Origin of the sequence: Rhodanobacter panaciterrae (genome assembly GCF_014651895.1) — a bacterium.
GTDB lineage: Bacteria > Pseudomonadota > Gammaproteobacteria > Xanthomonadales > Rhodanobacteraceae > Rhodanobacter > Rhodanobacter panaciterrae.
This window is the reverse complement of record NZ_BMXT01000001.1, coordinates 1,690,660-1,706,558: the sequence shown is the minus strand read 5'-3', so window position 1 is coordinate 1,706,558 and position 15,899 is coordinate 1,690,660. Positions and strand designations below refer to the sequence as shown.

11 protein-coding genes and 2 tRNA genes are annotated in these 15,899 nt (G+C 63.2%); 6 read left to right on the top strand and 7 right to left on the bottom strand.

All coding sequences use genetic code 11. The annotated features are described in order from the left end of the window. Positions 1 to 32: 32 nt before the first annotated feature. Positions 33 to 1,250 (bottom strand): nucleotidyltransferase family protein, encoded by a 1,218-nt coding sequence (locus IE071_RS07915; RefSeq protein ID WP_189440550.1) that lies wholly within the window; start codon positions 1,248 to 1,250, stop codon positions 33 to 35. Further along, the gene (locus IE071_RS07910) at positions 1,225 to 2,736 is read right to left on the bottom strand and encodes a B12-binding domain-containing radical SAM protein (RefSeq protein ID WP_189440549.1); all 1,512 of its coding nucleotides are present in this window, start codon (positions 2,734 to 2,736) and stop codon (positions 1,225 to 1,227) included. Before IE071_RS07910 ends, IE071_RS07915 begins: the two co-directional genes overlap by 26 nt. 139 nt (positions 2,737 to 2,875) lie before the next feature. Here IE071_RS07910 and IE071_RS07905 point away from each other — a divergent pair, with 139 nt between their 5' ends. The 3 genes from IE071_RS07905 to IE071_RS07895 all read left to right on the top strand — a co-directional run bounded on the left by IE071_RS07905 (position 2,876) and on the right by IE071_RS07895 (position 6,659). After that, entirely contained in the window at positions 2,876 to 4,024 is a 1,149-nt protein-coding gene (locus IE071_RS07905; protein ID WP_229792797.1) for a phosphoenolpyruvate carboxykinase (ATP), read from the top strand. 58 nt (positions 4,025 to 4,082) lie between these two features. Then, the gene (locus IE071_RS07900; protein WP_189440548.1) at positions 4,083 to 4,694 is read left to right on the top strand and encodes a peroxiredoxin; all 612 of its coding nucleotides are present in this window, start codon (positions 4,083 to 4,085) and stop codon (positions 4,692 to 4,694) included. 210 nt (positions 4,695 to 4,904) lie between these two features. After that, positions 4,905 to 6,659: an ABC transporter ATP-binding protein gene (locus IE071_RS07895; RefSeq protein ID WP_189440547.1), complete on the top strand. Its 1,755-nt coding sequence runs from the start codon at positions 4,905 to 4,907 to the stop codon at positions 6,657 to 6,659. 1 nt (position 6,660) lies between these two features. Here the strand turns inward: IE071_RS07895 and IE071_RS07890 are convergent. Continuing rightward, positions 6,661 to 6,742 (bottom strand) — tRNA-Val (locus IE071_RS07890). 201 nt (positions 6,743 to 6,943) lie between these two features. Between IE071_RS07890 and IE071_RS07885 the strand changes: the two genes are divergently transcribed. After that, entirely contained in the window at positions 6,944 to 8,713 is a 1,770-nt protein-coding gene (locus tag IE071_RS07885) for a diguanylate cyclase (protein ID WP_189440546.1), read from the top strand. A 138-nt stretch (positions 8,714 to 8,851) separates the two neighbouring features. Here IE071_RS07885 and IE071_RS07880 read toward each other — a convergent pair. Next, a tRNA-Val gene (locus IE071_RS07880) sits at positions 8,852 to 8,926 on the bottom strand. A gap of 161 nt (positions 8,927 to 9,087) precedes the next feature. On the opposite strand from IE071_RS07880, the gene IE071_RS07875 reads away from it, so the two are divergent. Further along, positions 9,088 to 9,429 (top strand): lipid-A-disaccharide synthase N-terminal domain-containing protein, encoded by a 342-nt coding sequence (locus tag IE071_RS07875; RefSeq protein ID WP_189440545.1) that lies wholly within the window; start codon positions 9,088 to 9,090, stop codon positions 9,427 to 9,429. 43 nt (positions 9,430 to 9,472) lie between these two features. On the opposite strand, the gene metH is transcribed toward IE071_RS07875, so the two are convergent. The 3 genes from metH to IE071_RS07860 all read right to left on the bottom strand — a co-directional run bounded on the left by metH (position 9,473) and on the right by IE071_RS07860 (position 14,372). Further along, positions 9,473 to 12,166 (bottom strand): methionine synthase, encoded by a 2,694-nt coding sequence (gene metH / locus IE071_RS07870; RefSeq protein WP_189440544.1) that lies wholly within the window; start codon positions 12,164 to 12,166, stop codon positions 9,473 to 9,475. Positions 12,167 to 12,317: 151 nt separating this feature from the next. Further along, on the bottom strand, positions 12,318 to 13,409 hold the full coding sequence (locus IE071_RS07865) for a homocysteine S-methyltransferase family protein (protein ID WP_189440543.1): 1,092 nt from the start codon (positions 13,407 to 13,409) through the stop codon (positions 12,318 to 12,320). 33 nt (positions 13,410 to 13,442) lie between these two features. Continuing rightward, positions 13,443 to 14,372 (bottom strand): ArsR/SmtB family transcription factor, encoded by a 930-nt coding sequence (locus IE071_RS07860; protein ID WP_189440542.1) that lies wholly within the window; start codon positions 14,370 to 14,372, stop codon positions 13,443 to 13,445. A gap of 300 nt (positions 14,373 to 14,672) precedes the next feature. Between IE071_RS07860 and IE071_RS07855 the strand changes: the two genes are divergently transcribed. Continuing rightward, a complete protein-coding gene (locus tag IE071_RS07855; RefSeq protein ID WP_189440541.1) occupies positions 14,673 to 15,833 on the top strand; it encodes an acyl-CoA dehydrogenase family protein in 1,161 nt (386 codons plus the stop codon). The last annotated feature ends 66 nt before the right edge of the window (positions 15,834 to 15,899 follow it).

Here is a 15,899-nt window from a genome sequence, read left to right as displayed (position 1 = left end):
TCCCGTTGCGTGTCGAGTCATTGACGGGCCGGTCAGGTTGCGGATGCCGGCACGTCCAGTGCCGCGCGCACCACGTAGAGCGTGTCCATCCGTGGCACGTGTCGGGTGAGCATGGTGAGGATGCGCCGACCCTGTTTCTGCCTGACCCAGCTTTGTCCCTGCAGCCACAACTGTGTCCGCACCATATCGGCGCGCTCCTTGACGGCTTCTTGCGGAGGCCTGACACGATTCCTGACGTAGTGCCCCACTTCACGGAAGGAGCGCGACCATTCGATGCCGGCTAGCGCGTGCAACCATAGTTCCGAGCACGAGACCTGGGTCAGCGTCTGATGACGCGAAATCGTCCGCAACAGGGGAGGGCAGTCGCGTTCGAGCCTGGCGAGCACGGCGTCGGGTATCGCACCCGGGTAGTAGCGTGCGAGCAGACGCAGCGGCGGCAACGCCCACCAGGGAGAGTCGGCGGCATGTTCATCCCACAAGACGCTCCAGTCGTCTGCGCTCATGCGCTTGGCCAGCAGGGCGATGTCGTTCAGGTGCAGCAAGCGCAGGCTGCGGCCACAGATGTTGCCTGCCGCATGCAGCAGCAGGTGGCTCATCAAGGCGCCGTTCGATGGATACGGATTCAGGCCGGGCGTTGGGTTGCGCGGATAGATACGCTCGGTGATATCGATTGCCGAGACAGGCAGCCGTTCCTGGATGCGCGTATGCAGCTCGATATTGACCGGGGTGTCGCGGTGTTCGCCCAGCCCTGCGGAGGGCTGGCCCGTCGCCGGCTTGAAGACCCGATGCTTCCACGCAACGAACGACTCCACGTAGCCGAGTTCTTGCAGCAACTTGATCACGGGCGCGGCATCGTTCTCGCGGACCAGCAAATCGATATCGGCCATCGGACGCTCGCCCGGCACGTAGATGCCCAACGCGTGCAATGCGGAACCCTTCAGCGCAACGATGGTCACCCCGGCGGCGCGTGCACCGGCGTCGATGCATTCCAGCAATGACGCGATGCGTCGATGGCGAAGCTCGACGTGTTCGCGCTGGCTCGCGAGAAACTGTCTCCATGCCGGGTTTTGCCAGCGGGCAGATTTGGAAAGCAGCGGCGACACGCCATGTGCGGCGGCGGCCGCCGCCGCCAAGCGCCACTCGAGATCGCTCCACTCTGGCGTCGCGCTGCCCGGCCGCACCAGTTCCATGGCCAGCGCTTCGGTGGTGCGGCGCAAGCCGTCTCTAACGGTTTTGAGCGGTGGCAGCATGGCGCAGCGTCTCGGGGTTGTCTTGCGCTGCCGTGAGCAGCGATGTGGCGTCTTCGTTGCGGTGCGCCTGCTCGCAGGCGATCAACGCATCCCATCGCGCATCGAGCGCGGCACCGTCCTGGCGATAGCGCTCCGGCTCCATGGCGGCCTTCGCTTGCTGCAGGGTGACTTGCTCATGCAGCAGGTCGCGCACGCGGCGATAGAAGTCCGAGTCGTAGGCACCGCGAAACATCATGGCCAGATCGCCGCTGTCCTGCCAGTTCGTCTTCGCGCCAAGCTGAGCCTTGACCTTCTCGTAGAATTTCGTGCCGGGCAACGGATAGGAAACGCTGACACCGATGTCGTCCGGCGCGGCCTGTGCGACCAGTTCACGGGTGGCCAGAAGATCGGCCAGTTGCTCGCCCAGATAGCCGAGCTGGATGAAGAAGCCCACGCGGATGCCGTGTTCGCCCAAGCGCATGCGGGCTGTGATCAAGTCGGCGACCTTGGTGCCCTTGGTCATCGCATCCAGCACGCGCTGGCTGCCGCTTTCCGCACCGATCCACGCTTCCATGCATCCGGCTTGCTCGAGCGCGCTGGCCATGCGTTCGCTGATCAGGTCGGCGCGGGTCTGGATGGTGAACGGTACCGACCCATCGGCTACACGTAGGTGCTCGGCGAACTCCGTGACCCAGTCGACGTGGAAGCCGAAGATGTCGTCGGCCAGCCAGATGTGATCGGGACGGAACGTCTGCTTCAGGTAGGTCATCTCCGCAGCGATGTCCTGCGGACCGCGCTGCTTGTAGTGGTTGCCCCAGATCGGCTTGGCGCACCAGTTGCAGCGGAACGGGCAGCCGCGCGACGCGGCCATGTTGAGGCTGAAGTAGCCGTGCCGCTCGTTCCACATCGTGCGATAGCGTTCGATATCGACCAGATCCCACGCAGGCCGCCCGGCCAGTCGCGGATCCGGCGGCTGTGCGCCCAGGCGCAGCAGCTGCGTCTGTCCGTCCACCAGCGTCGCGGCGCCGGCGATGCCAGATGTCCACTGCAAAGTGGCGATCTGTGGATCGTGATCCAGCCGCTCGATCAATTCGACCAGCGCCGCGATGCCTTCGCCGATCAGCACGGCGTCTGCGCCCGCCGCGAGAAACGCATCCGGATGGTCGGACGCGTCGGAGCCCGCAACGATCACTCGTGCGCCGTGCGCGCGCGCCTCGGCGATCATCTGGCAGGCCGCTTCGCGCATGCGGCCGAGGCACATCTTGGTCAGGTAGTTGAAGTTGTCCTCGTAGATGACGACCACGTCCGGTCGTGCGACCTGCAGCGATGCCTGATAGTCCTCGACGCCATAGGCCAGCATCGCGTCGAACAGGCTGGTGACGTGCCCCATCTCCCTCAGCAGCGCGGCGACCTGGATCGTGGCGAGCGGGGGATAGGGCTTGCCGCGTTCCCACTGCTTCCGGTCGTAACTCAGAAAGTAGGAGTGGCCAACCTGGATATTCAGCATCGCAAAGGGTCTCGTAAGCCGTGGGGCAAACTGCAGCAGCGCATCGGTGCCGGGCCGGCCCGGCTCCAGCGATTGACGTTGACTGGACGTGAGTGCCTGAGCGGCGGGCTTCGGTTGCCTCGCGCGGCAAAATAGTCGGATGTCGTGCATCGAGGGGCGGACGCAACCTTTTTCCAGCGCGGCGGTACTTACTGGGCATTCTTTTCGTATCCGCACCGTGCGGTGCGCGGCAATCAGACGGCTGACACTTTTGATCGACGATGATGGCCTTGGCTTCTGCGCTGGCGTTCAAGACGCCGGTGCAGACCCTTTTTGCGAGCGGCGCTCCGATCGCCGCTTCTCGGTGTGTCGGCAGATCCTGGGCGGATGCTTCCGCTTCGAAAGCACCAGCGAGGCGCTGCTGGATCTTGTCGAGGCCGCTTACGCCGGTCTGCCACCACACCAATTGATGATGGGCACGCCGGAGTTCCGCATCGAACTGCGCCTGCTGCCGCGCCAGCTTTCCCCGAGCGCTGCGGAGCCACCACCGATGCGCGTGCAATCCGGTGCGGGCCTGCTCTGCGGCGTGATGGATGCGTCGAACTATGTGGTGCTGGCTCCCGAGCAGCGTCGCGCCTTGGTAGTGGCGTCGGAGGACATGCTCAGTCATCGCTACCATCTGCGCTACGAGCTCATCGAATTTGCCGTATTCACCCTGGCGACGCGCGGACTGGGCCTGGTCCCCCTGCATGGCGCCTGCGTCGGCCGGGAAGGACGCGGCATCCTGCTGCTGGGAGCCAGCGGCTCGGGCAAATCGACCTTGGCCTTGCACAGCTTGCTGCAGGGGCTGGACTTTCTCGCCGAAGATGCGGTCTTCGTGCAGCCGGAGAGCATGCTCGCCACCGGCGTCGCCAATTACCTGCATGTGCAGGCCGATGCGTTGTGTCTCATCGATGACGATGCAACCCGGCGCTGGATCAATCAGGCGCCCATCATCCGTCGGCGTAGCGGTGTAGAGAAGTTCGAAGCCGATTTACGGCTAGGCCACGGCCGGCTCGCGGCGGCTCCGCTGGAGCTGGTCGGCGCGGTGTTCGTTTCCGCTCAATCGGCCGATGATCCCGATGTCCTGTTGAGCGTTATCCCTCCGGATGAAATTGCCGCCCGGCTGTCCGCTGATCAGGCGTATGCGTCAGGACAGCCGGGCTGGCACCGCTTCGAACAGCGAATGATGCAGCAGGGCGTCCACCTGCTACGCCGCGGGCGCCATCCGCGGGATTCTGCCAATGCACTGCGCCAACTGCTCGACTGATGCCGTCGATCGCGTCCGTGTCACACTTGGAAAGGGTTACTTCATGAGGGTCGCGAAAATGAAAAAACGTCTTGCAGGATCGATGGCACTAGGTGCGCTGGTGGCGCTGGCTGCGGCGATGCCGGCCTTTGCTGCACTCGCGCCGGGTGCCACGGCACCCACATTCACGGCGCAGGCCAGCCAGGCAGGCAAGGAATTCACCTTCTCGCTTGCCGATGCCCTCAAGAAAGGGCCGGTGGTGGTGTACTTCTACCCGTCGGCCTACACGGGAGGCTGCGATCTGGAAGCACATACCTTTGCAGCCAACCGGGACAAGTTCGACGCGGCCGGCGCGACCATCATCGGCGTATCGGCCGACAGCATCGGACGCCTCAACGCCTTCTCGGCGGACCCGAAGTACTGCGCCGGAAAGTTTCCGGTTGCCTCCGATGCCGACGTCAAGATCGCGCTCTCCTATGATCTGAAAGCCGAGGCGGCACAGCCAGGCATGAACGATGTGCGCGGCGTGGCGATCGATCATGCCTTTATCTCTCGCACAACTTTCGTCATCGCCGGCAACGGCAAGATCGTCGCTACGCTTTCCTCTGAGAGCGATCACCTTCGGCCGGACGAACATGTGAAACGGTCGCTGGCCATCGTGCAAGGCCTGCAGGCAGACAAGACGCCGTAGTCAGGCAAGACGCCGTAGCCAAGTGTTTTCGGGCCGTCTGCGCTTCAAGCAATAGATGAAGCAGTGCGGCGATGTCGCGCAACCTTTTCCTGTGTCGGCCGCACTTACCGACATGGGAAATCCGGCCCGGGAGTAACGCGTTCTGAATCGCCATGAAGTGTCATCGAAGCCACGGTCCATGCTGCTGGCCTGCGGCGCGGGCTCGTAAAGATGTCAGGCGAGCCGTCGCCAGCACCTGATCGAGTCCACGGCCTGCTGCGTTCGCTTGTGCGTACGCTTACGCACGCCGAACTGGTGGAAACAGCGGCGTATGTGCTGCTGTCGCTGGGGGTGGCTTTTGCCGGGAGTCTCGCGGCGGTGTTGCTGGTGCCGCTGGTCCAGCCGGGGCACACGCTGCCGTTTGGCAATGTGCTGTTCGGCGCAGGACGCAGCGTCGAAATGCAGGCGGCCGTCTTCGCCGCCGCGATGGTTGCCTTCGCCCTGTTGCGTTGGCAGACAGCGCGCTTGGGAGCGCGCCTGTTAGGTCGTTACGGCATGAGCCTGCGTCGCCGGGTGCATGCACGCCTGGTCGACGCTCCATTGAAGTCGCTGGCGAATTCGACGTCCGCAGAGATCGCCAATGTCCTCATCCGTAGCGTCGAGCTCATCGTGCAGGGTTTCAGCGCCCTGCAGCAATTGCTGATCGCCGGCGTCACTGCTGCCGTCAGTCTCGGTTTCGCGTTCTGGGTGTCGCCACCCTTGATGCTGGCGGCGCCGTTGCTCGCAGGTCTTGGACTGCTGGCGTCACGTGCCTATGGGCGCGAGCAATCGCTGGTCAGTCGCCAGTACGTCGAAGACATGACGCGACTGTTCTGGCACAGCGAGGATTTTCCGCGGCGCCTGCGCCACATCCGTTCGTTCGGCAAGGAGGAGGTGGAGAAGGAAAGCTACGGCGCCGTTTCCGCCCGGCTGTGCCACGGCTACCGGCGTCAACTGGAGCTGGTGGCTTCCGGGCGGCTGCTGATGGAGCTGCTGGCGGCGGCGGGGATCGCGGCGCTGTTCGTGCTCGCCCATCGCTGGCGCGGCATCGACCAGGCGTCGCTGATCGCGGTGTGTCTGTTGCTCGGGCGCTTGTTGCCCTATCTGGTCACAACCCGGCAGAGTTTTCAGCAGTTGCGTTCGGCCGCTCCGGCATTCGAACTGTGGCAGCGGTACATGCACCTCGAACCTGATCGTTCGTCAGTTGCGTCGTCGCGCAAGACGACTTCCAGTGACGTGTTGCATATCGAGCGGATGCGGTTGATACCGCCAGCGACCGGTCTCGATGTCGGCGATCTGGTTCTGGTGCCCGGCGAGCTGACCCTGATTTCGGGCGATTCCGGTATCGGCAAGAGCAGCCTGATCGATGTCCTCGCAGGGATGATGACGCCCGAGACTTTTGTCGCACGTGCCGGCGAACGGACTATCGATTTTGACGAGTACCGCGAGCTGGTGCGGCATGGCGCCTATGTCAGCCAGAGTGTCCGGCCCTGGCAGCATTCTGTACGCGAGTGCCTGTTGTGGGCGGCGCCCGAAGCCGCCGATGAGATGTTGCGCAGTGTGTTGACGGACGTGGGGCTCGACAAGCGACTGGCGAGTTCGCCGCACGGACTCGATACGGCACTGCACAATTCTTCGAGTCGGCTTTCCGGAGGCGAGTTGCAGCGACTGCTGCTGGCCCAGGTCATCCTGCGGCAGCCTTTCCTGGCCTTGCTGGATGAGGCGACGAGTGCGCTCGATGCCGCTTCCGAGATCGTGGTTCTTGCAGCACTAAAGCGCCGCTTGCCGCAGACGATCCTGATCGTCGTGTCGCACCGGACCGGCGTGGCGACGATCGCGGACCAATGCCTGAATATCGGCAACAATCTCGTCACGACGGTGGCCGGGAAAGCGGATCTTCCGCGCGCAACGCCTTTGTTTGGTTCATCGGATCGCTTCAAGTCTTAGCTGGTAGGCGATGCAAGAGTCGAACTTGTGATGCCTGCCGTGTGAAGGCAGTGCTCCGAGGACAGAACCAGAAAGCTATCCCTCAACGCTCATGGATGGAAAGCCCGTAGCGCCATGCGTCCCTGTATGCTGCAGGTTGCTGGTGACCTTGGGGGAGGGATCTGAGCATGTTTGGGGGGCGGGCCATATCGTTGCTTTTTGGAGCCAGCCTGGTGCTGGCCAGCGTCGGCGTTTGCGCCGCGTCAACGCCTTCGGCATCCGCATTTGATCGTCTGGCAGATCAGTTGGACAGCAACGAACTGGTTCCGGTCGATACTGCCGAAACGAATCGGGTACTGGCACAGCTCCATGCATTGCTGCCACCGGGTGACGCGCGACGTGAGCGTGTCTATCGCGCACTCTATTGCGAGATGTCATTCACCAACAACGCGCGTACCGGACTCGCCTATGCCTCGTCGGCGCTTGCCGATGCCATGCATGCTGCCGATGTCCATGCACAGATCGACTTCCATTACTGTCGAGGTCAGTATCAGGCGCTGACCACGACCAGCGCGGATGCTCTTGTCGATTACAACGCCGGCCTGTTGCTGGCACGGCAGGTCAACGATGCGGAACGCATCGGCGACGGGCTCAGCTTGCGTGGCTCGGTGGAGTCGCTGCAGGGCGAGCAGGCGCTGGCACTGGTGGACTTGCTGGAAGCCAATCGCAGCTATACCAGTGCTGGAAAGCATATTCTCGCGGAAGGCAACCTGCTCGATATTGCTGGTGCGTATCGGCGCCTCGGTGAGTACGACAAGGCACGGGCTTATCTCGAACAGTCCAGGGCCTGGGCCGAACAGCGGCACGACAACGGCAGTCAGCTCCAGGTGCACATGGAGCTGGGCTACCTGGATGACGATAGTGGCAATTCCGGCGAGGCGATCCAGGAGCTGAAGCAGGCCTTGGCACTGGCCAAACAGATGTCGGATCGGCAAAGCGAAGCTACGGCTCAGCTGGGTCTGGCCGAGGTGTACAACGGCCAGCACGAGTACCAGCCGGCCCTGGATGCACTGGGGCAGGCCGGAACGGCATTTGCATCAGTATCCGATCAGTCATCGATGGCCATGATGCACCTGCAATACGGTATTGCGCACGCCGGCGTGGGCCAGCACAAAGTGGCGTTGACCGATTACGCCACGGCCGAGACAGGCATCACCGCGGACAGAAACATCCGTTATCTGGCGCAGCTCTACGCTGCCCGCGCCAGGAGTGACTATGCGCTGGGTCTGCTGCAGGCCACCATCGAAGACCTTCAGCGCACGATCAATGCGAATGCCGAGCTCGATCTGATGGCACGCCGACAGGAAACGATCCTGATGAGCTATCAGTTCGATACCACGCGACGTGATCTGGAGAATCGTCGCCTCGCTGCCGACGCCGCATTAAGCAGGACGCAGATCGACTCGCTGGAACAGGTGCGCCGCTGGCAGCGCCTTGCACTGTTGCTCGGTGGCGTGCTGACGCTGCTGCTGGCGTGGCTGGTGATGCGGCAGATCCAGCATCTGCGTCGCTACAAGCGAATGGCGATGACCGATGTCCTCACCGGGGTGGCCAATCGCCGCGGTATCGAGAAGGTACTGGCCGAGGAGGTCAAGCGTGCCCATGGAGCTGGGCATGAACTGAGTCTGCTGCATCTCGATGTCGATGATTTCAAGGAAATCAACGACAGTCATGGCCACCAGCTGGGCGACTGGGCATTGTTGCGGATTGTCGCTGCCTGCAAGGATGCCTTGCGACAGTTCGACCAGCTGGGGCGCTGGGGTGGCGATGAGTTCTATGTCGTGCTGCCGAATACCGGGGCAGATGGCAGTGTGCTGGTGGCGGAGCGGTTGCGCGGCAATGTCGAGGCACTGAACATGGATGACATCTGTCCGCAATTGCGGGTATCCGTCAGTGTGGGCATCTCGCGTATACGGCCCGGCGAAACGAGTGCAGACGCGATGATCAGGCGCGCCGATGTGGCCCTTTATCGGGCCAAACACGGTGGCAACAACCGGGTGGAATCGGAGCCGTAGAAAGATCACGGCGCTCGCTGGCGTGTTCGTGACCGATCCCGGCTGACATGATTCTGCCGGTAACCGGATGCTTTTTCCGTACTGCCGGCCGAGCCCAGCAAAAAGCCACCCGCGAAGGTGGCTTTTTGCTGAATCTGTTGGTGGGCGATGCAAGGATCGAACTTGCGACACCTGCCGTGTGAAGGCAGTGCTCTACCGCTGAGCTAATCGCCCGCCGAGAACGCGGAATTCTAGGGGGAGTGGCGGGGCAGGTCAATGGTTGTCGCTGATTTGAGTCCCGGGACAGGGCGTTGTAGCGGGTTGCGGGCTGGCTGGGCGGCGGTGCACGTGGGGGTTGTAAACTCGCCGCTCTTCCAAAGCCAAAGCACCTGACCATGGACTTTCTGAGCACTCAATTTGCCCACATTCTGCAAGCGCTGCAGAATTTCCAGCTGACGCCGTGGAAGATCGTCGGCCTGCTCGGCTCGGTGATGTTCACCAGTCGCTGGTTCGTGCAGCTGTACTACACGCGCAAGCACAAGCGGGTGGTGATGCCGCTGTCGTTCTGGTGGCTGTCGGTGGTGGGCAGTGCGTTGTTGCTGGCTTATTTCACGGTCGGCAAGAACGATTCGGTGGGCATCATCTCGAATTTCTTTCCGGCCTTCGTCTCGGTCTACAACCTGATCGTGCATATGCGCCATCACAAGAACAGCATTACCGGCGACACGATTGAGTGACTCAGATCGAGCGAGCCTGCAAGCTCGCTCGGGATAACGATAGTTATTCGGGATCGTAGTCGAGGTTGGAGGCGAGCCAGCGTTCGGCTTCGACCAGGGTCCAGCCCTTGCGTCTGGCGTAGTCCTCGACCTGTTCCTTGCCCAGCCGACCGACCACGAAGTACTGGCTGTCCGGGTGTGAGTAGTACCAGCCGGAGACGGCGGCGGCGGGGTACATCGAGAAGCCTTCGGTCAGTTCGATGCCGGTGTTGCGGGTGACGTCGAGCAAAGCGAACAGGGCAGTTTTTTCGGTGTGATCGGGGCAGGCCGGGTAGCCGGGTGCCGGGCGGATGCCGCGGTATTTTTCGGCGATCAGGGCGTCGTTGTCGAGCACTTCGTCCGGCACGAAACCCCAGAACTCGCGGCGCACACGCTCGTGCATATGCTCGGCGAATGCCTCGGCGAGGCGGTCGGCCAGCGCCTTGAGAATGATCGAGGAATAGTCGTCGTAGTCGGCTTGGAAGCGGGCCAGATGCTCCTCGATGCCGATGCCGGCGGTGACTGCGAAACCGCCGAGCCAGTCGGGCTTGTCAAATTCCTTCGGTGCGATGAAATCGGCGAGGCAGAGATTCGGCCGCTCGATCGGTTTGTCGGCCTGCTGGCGCAGGCTGAGCAGAGTGGCCAGCCGCTTCGTGCGGGTGGTATCGGTGTAAACCTCCACGTCGTCGCCGACGTTGGCCGCCGGCCACAGTCCGATCACGGCACGGGCAGTCAGCCACTTCTCGGCGATGATCTTGTCCAGCATCGCCTGCGCGTCGCGGAACAGTTCACTGGCCTGGGTGCCGACCACGGCGTCGGTGAGGATGGCCGGGTAATGGCCGGCCAGTTCCCATGCCTGGAAGAACGGTGTCCAGTCGATGTACGGGCGGATCGTGGCGAGGTCGTAATCGTCGAAGACGGTGACGCCGGGCTGGTTCGGCTGTGGCGGCTGATAGGCAGCCCAGTCGCAACGGAAGCGCTGTGCGCGTGCCTTGGCCAGCGGCACCAGCTGCTTGCCGGGTCCGCGGTTGCGGTGGCGTTCGCGCACGTCGGCATAGTCGGCACGCACCTTGGCGAGGAAGTCTTCGACCAGCTCCTTGGTCACCAGCGACTGCGCTACGCCGACGGCACGTGAAGCATCCTTTACCCAGACCGTGCCGGCTTTGTAATGCGGCTCGATCTTCAACGCGGTGTGCGCGCGAGAGGTGGTGGCGCCGCCGATCAACAGCGGGATGTGGAAATTCTGCCGCTGCATTTCGCGCGCGACCTGGCTCATTTCTTCCAGCGACGGCGTGATCAGGCCGGACAGGCCGATCATGTCGGCCTTCTCGGCGATTGCGGCCTCCAGGATTTTCTGTGCCGGCACCATCACGCCGAGGTCGATGACCTCGAAGTTGTTACAGCGGAGCACCACGCCGACGATGTTCTTGCCGATGTCGTGCACGTCGCCCTTGACCGTGGCCATGATGATCTTGCCGTTGTTCTTGCCCGTGTCGCCGGTACGCAGTTTTTCCGCCTCGATGAACGGCAGCAGGTAGGCCACGGCTTTTTTCATCACGCGGGCGGATTTCACCACCTGCGGCAGGAACATCTTGCCGGCGCCGAACAGGTCGCCGACCACGTTCATGCCGTCCATCAACGGGCCTTCGATCACGTCGAGCGGACGCGTCGACAACTGGCGGGCTTCCTCGGTGTCCTCGACCACGTACTGGTCGATGCCGTGCACCAGCGCATGGCTGAGTCGTTCGCGCACCGGCTTCTCGCGCCAGGCGAGTGTTTCGACGACAGCTTCGCCACGCTTGCCCTTGTAGTTGTCGGCGATCTCCAGCAGGCGTTCGGTGGCGTCGTCGCGGCGGTTCAGCACCACGTCCTCGACGCGTTCGCGCAGCGGCGGGTCGATGTCGTCCATGATCGTCAGCGCGCCGGCGTTGACGATGCCCATGTCCATGCCGGCTTTGATGGCGTGGTACAGGAATACCGAGTGGATCGCCTCGCGCACGATATTGTTGCCGCGGAACGAGAACGAGACGTTGGAGACGCCGCCGGAGATGTGGCAATCCGGGAAACGTTTTTTCAATTCGCGGGTGGCTTCGATGAAGTCCACCGCGTAGTTGTTGTGTTCCTCGATGCCGGTGGCGATCGCGAAAATGTTGGGGTCGAAGATGATGTCTTCGGGCAGGAAGTCGAGTTCCTTCGTCAGCAGCTCATAGGCGCGCGAGCAGATTTCCACTTTGCGTGCACAGGTATCGGCCTGGCCTTGTTCGTCGAACGCCATCACCACCGCGGCGGCACCGTATTGCTGCACCTTGCGCGCGTGATCGAGGAACTGCGCTTCGCCTTCCTTCATCGAGATCGAGTTGACGATGCCCTTGCCCTGCAGGCAGCGCAGGCCGGCCTCGATCACCGTCCACTTCGACGAGTCGATCATGAACGGCACGCGGGCGATGTCCGGCTCGGACGAGATCAGATTGACGAAGCGGGTCATTGCCGCCTCGGAATCGATCAGGCCCTCGTCCATGTTGATGTCGATGACCTGCGCGCCGTTTTCGACCTGCTGGCGGGCGACCTCGACCGCCTCGTCGTAGCGATCTTCCTTGATCAGTTTCTTGAACTGCGCCGAGCCGGTGACATTGGTACGTTCGCCTACGTTGATGAACAGCAGATCGGGCGTGATGACCAGCGGTTCGAGGCCCGAAAGGCGGGTATGACGGGTACTCATGAGCGGCGACACCATGCAGTTGCTCCCTCCCCTGCATGCAGGGGAGGGCTGGGGAGGGGTAACGCTTTTGATCTGGTTTTCGAGATGTTCGGCAAGAGCTTTACCCCCTCCCAGCCTCCCCCTGCATGCAGGGGGAGGAGTAAAAGCGCGGTCATGCGGCCTCCGCGTCGAGTGAAGGCAATGCGCGCGGCGGATGGTTGCGCACGGCCTCGGAGATCGCCTTGATGTGGGCTGGGGTGGTGCCGCAACAACCGCCGACCAGGTTCAGCAGGCCGTCGCGGGCGAAGCCGCCGATCACGTCGGCCATGTGTTCGGGCGTCTCGTCGTATTCGCCGAACGCGTTCGGCAGACCGGCGTTCGGATGCGTGCTGACATAACTCTCGGCGAGGTTTGCCAGCGTCTGGATGTGCGGGCGCAGGTCATCCGCACCGAGCGCGCAGTTGAAGCCTACCGACAACGGCCGCGCGTGGCGCACCGAGTAATAGAACGCTTCGGCAGTCTGCCCCGACAGGGTGCGGCCGGAGCGATCGGTGATGGTGCCGGAGATCATCACCGGCATGCGTGCACCACGCTGGTGGAACAGCTCGCTCAGCGCGAACAGCGCGGCCTTGGCATTCAAGGTATCGAAGATCGTCTCGACCATGATCACGTCGGCGCCGCCGTCGATCAGGCCATTGGCGGATTCGGTGTAATTCTCCGCCAGCTCCTCGAACGTGACGTTGCGGAAACCCGGATCGTTGACGTCCGGTGACAGCGAGGCGGTGCGGCTGGTCGGGCCGAGCACGCCGATCACAAAGCGTGGCTGGTGTGGCGTTTTTGCGGTCATCGCGTCGCAGGCGGCGCGGGCCAGACGTGCACCTTCCAGGTTCAACTCGTGCGCCAGATGCTGCAGCTTGTAATCGGCCTGGCTGATCCGGGTCGAGTTGAAGGTGTTGGTCTCGATCAGGTCGGCGCCGGCTTCCAGGTAAGCATCGTGCACGCCGCGGATGATCTCCGGCTTGGTCAGGGTGAGCAGGTCGTTATTGCCCTTGAGGTCGCAACCACCCGGATGGGCATGGTTGTCGTGCACCTGCGCGTGACCGTCGTGACCATGCTCGAAACGCTCGCCGCGAAAACCACCTTCGTCCAGTTCATGCGCCTGCAGCATGGTGCCCATGCCGCCGTCGAGGATCAGGATGCGCCGACGCAGCGCCTGTTCCAGCAGGGCGACGCGATCGGGGTGGAGCCAGGGCAACGTACTCATCAAACTTCCTTTGGTTATGCGGTGCAGCGGTGTTCAGGCCGGCTTGCGCGCGAGCAGGCTGATCACTTCGAAATGCGGCGCCTTGCGCTCGCGGCTGAGCCGGTTGCAGCTGATGACGTCGAGGCCGGCGGCGCGCGCGTAGCCATCGAGCTGTTCGCCGCTGAAGCCGAGGTTGCGATGGTCGAACGGCTCGACCGCGGCGCGATGGTCGTGCTGGCCCAGTGTCACGGCGAGCAGGCGACCGCCAGGACGCAGCAGTCGCGCGGCTTCGGCCACGGCCTGCACCGGATGCTCGGCATAGGTCAGCGCATGCAGCATCAACACCAGATCGAAACGCTGCTCGCCCAATTCCAGCGCATGCATGTCGCCTTGGCGTACCTCGACGTTGGCGAATGATTTGAGTCGCTTTGCCGCAGCTTCGACCACGCGCTCGCTTGAGTCGATGCAGACGATGGAGTGGGCGTGTGGTGCCAGCAATTCGGCCGTGATGCCATCGCCGGAGGCGATGTCGAGCACGTCGCCGGTACCCAGCAATTGCAACAGCGAACGCGCCAGCGTTTCCCACGTGCGGCCGGGCGAGTAGTGGCGCTCCATGTCGCCGGCGACGGTATCCGCCCAACCTTCCTCACGCGCACGGTTCGCCAGCACGCCGGGCAGGCGTGCGCTGTCCTCGCGCAACAAGGCGTCGTCGATGCTTTCGCGCAGCGAGACGAGCAGGCTGTGCTGGGCCTCGTCGCCTTCGTTGTTGGCGCGGTAATAGGCGGATACGCCGGCGCGGCGGTCGCGCACCAGGCCGGCTTCCTTCAGTTTGGCCAGGTGCGTGGAGACGCGTGGCTGGGCGAGATGCAACACCGCAGCCAGTTCAGCCACGGTGAGTTCCTCATGTTCAAGCAGCGCCAGCAGGCGCACGCGGGTGGGGTCGGCCAGCAGCCGGAGCACGCTGGAGGCGGTCGCCAAGTCCATCGGGCATCCTTGTATCGCGATAAAGAGATAACAAGTCTGGCCTTGGTTTGCCGGGCCGTCAAGGGTGCGCAGGCTTTTGATTTTTTGAAGAGGCGCAGCTTGTCCACAAGGGACTTCCTGTGGACGTGCGCGATGGGTTGGAGGAACCCGATCAAGAGCATCGCGCACTGGCTGCGCTCCTGCGGTATCGCGGGCAGGCACGACGCCGGCTGCGCGGGTCGCTAGAATAGCCGGCTGGCCCGGTGGGGCCACCCGTTTCTGTCTTGATAGTCGCCTGTTCGCGGCGCTTGGGAGTAATACATGGATTTCCGATTTACCGAAGACCAGTTGTCGATCCAGTCGATCGCCCGCGACTTTGCGCAGAAGCGCATCGTGCCGGTGGCGGCCGAGCTGGACGCCAAGGGCGAGTTTCCGCTGGAGAACATCCGCGAGATGGGCCAGCTCGGCCTGATGGGCATCGAGGTGCCGCATGAGTACGGCGGCGCGGGCATGGATCCGGTCGCCTATGTGCTGGCGATGATCGAGATCGCTGCGGCCGATGCGGCTACCGCGACGATCATGTCGGTGAACAATTCGCTGTTTTGCAACGGCATCCTCAAGCATGGCAACGAGGAGCAGAAGCAGAAGTACGTGCGCGCCATCGCCACCGGCGAGGCGATTGGCGCGTATGCGCTGACCGAGCCGCAGTCCGGCTCCGACGCTTCGGCGATGCATACCCGCGCCACCAAGAATGCGAATGGCGACTGGGTGATCAACGGCAAGAAGAGCTGGATCACCTCCGGTCCGGTGGCGCGCTACATCGTGCTGTTCGCGATCTCCACGCCGGGTATCGGCGCGAAGGGCGTGTCGGCTTTCATCGTCGATACGCAGCTGCCGGGCTTCCACGCCGGCAAGAGCGAGCCGAAACTCGGCATTCGCGCCTCGGCCACCTGCGAGATCGAGTTCACCGATTACGTCCTGCCCAAGGAAAACCTGCTGGGCGACGAAGGCAAGGGCTTCTCGATCGCGATGGGCGTGCTCGACGCCGGCCGCATCGGCATCGCTTCGCAGGCGGTCGGCATCGCCCGTGCCGCGTACGAAGCGACACTGCAGTGGTCGCGTGACCGCAAGGCATTCGGCGTGCCGATCGGCACGTTCCAGATGACCCAGTCGAAGATCGCCGACATGAAGTGCAAGCTGGATGCGGCAACCCTGCTGACCTTGCGTGCAGCGTGGACCAAGGGCGAGACCGAAAAGCACGGTGGCCGTTTCGGTACCGAGGCGGCGGTGGCCAAGCTCACTGCGTCGGAAGCGGCGATGTGGATCAGTCACCAGGCGGTACAGATCCATGGCGGCATGGGCTACTCGAAGGAGATGCCGCTGGAACGCTACTTCCGCGACGCCAAGATCACCGAGATCTACGAAGGCACCAGCGAGATCCAGCGCATGGTGATCGCGCGCGCCGAAACCGGTCTGCGCTAAGCCGCCATCGGCTCAACAAAAAGCCCGGACGGGGAAACCCGTCCGGGCTTTTTGTTTGTCTCTATC

What these genes read in the sequence shown, in the direction of transcription:
- IE071_RS07895 (WP_189440547.1), top strand. Translation starts at nt 4,905, where the DNA reads ATGTCAGGCGAGCCGTCGCCAGCACCTGATCGAGTCCACGGCCTGCTG.
- IE071_RS07860 (WP_189440542.1), bottom strand. Translation starts at nt 14,372, where the DNA reads ATGGACTTGGCGACCGCCTCCAGCGTGCTCCGGCTGCTGGCCGACCCC.
- IE071_RS07865 (WP_189440543.1), bottom strand. Translation starts at nt 13,409, where the DNA reads ATGAGTACGTTGCCCTGGCTCCACCCCGATCGCGTCGCCCTGCTGGAA.
- metH (WP_189440544.1), bottom strand. Translation starts at nt 12,166, where the DNA reads ATGAGTACCCGTCATACCCGCCTTTCGGGCCTCGAACCGCTGGTCATC.
- IE071_RS07910 (WP_189440549.1), bottom strand. Translation starts at nt 2,736, where the DNA reads ATGCTGAATATCCAGGTTGGCCACTCCTACTTTCTGAGTTACGACCGG.
- IE071_RS07875 (WP_189440545.1), top strand. Translation starts at nt 9,088, where the DNA reads ATGGACTTTCTGAGCACTCAATTTGCCCACATTCTGCAAGCGCTGCAG.
- IE071_RS07900 (WP_189440548.1), top strand. Translation starts at nt 4,083, where the DNA reads ATGAAAAAACGTCTTGCAGGATCGATGGCACTAGGTGCGCTGGTGGCG.
- IE071_RS07915 (WP_189440550.1), bottom strand. Translation starts at nt 1,250, where the DNA reads ATGCTGCCACCGCTCAAAACCGTTAGAGACGGCTTGCGCCGCACCACC.
- IE071_RS07855 (WP_189440541.1), top strand. Translation starts at nt 14,673, where the DNA reads ATGGATTTCCGATTTACCGAAGACCAGTTGTCGATCCAGTCGATCGCC.
- IE071_RS07905 (WP_229792797.1), top strand. Translation starts at nt 2,876, where the DNA reads ATGTCGTGCATCGAGGGGCGGACGCAACCTTTTTCCAGCGCGGCGGTA.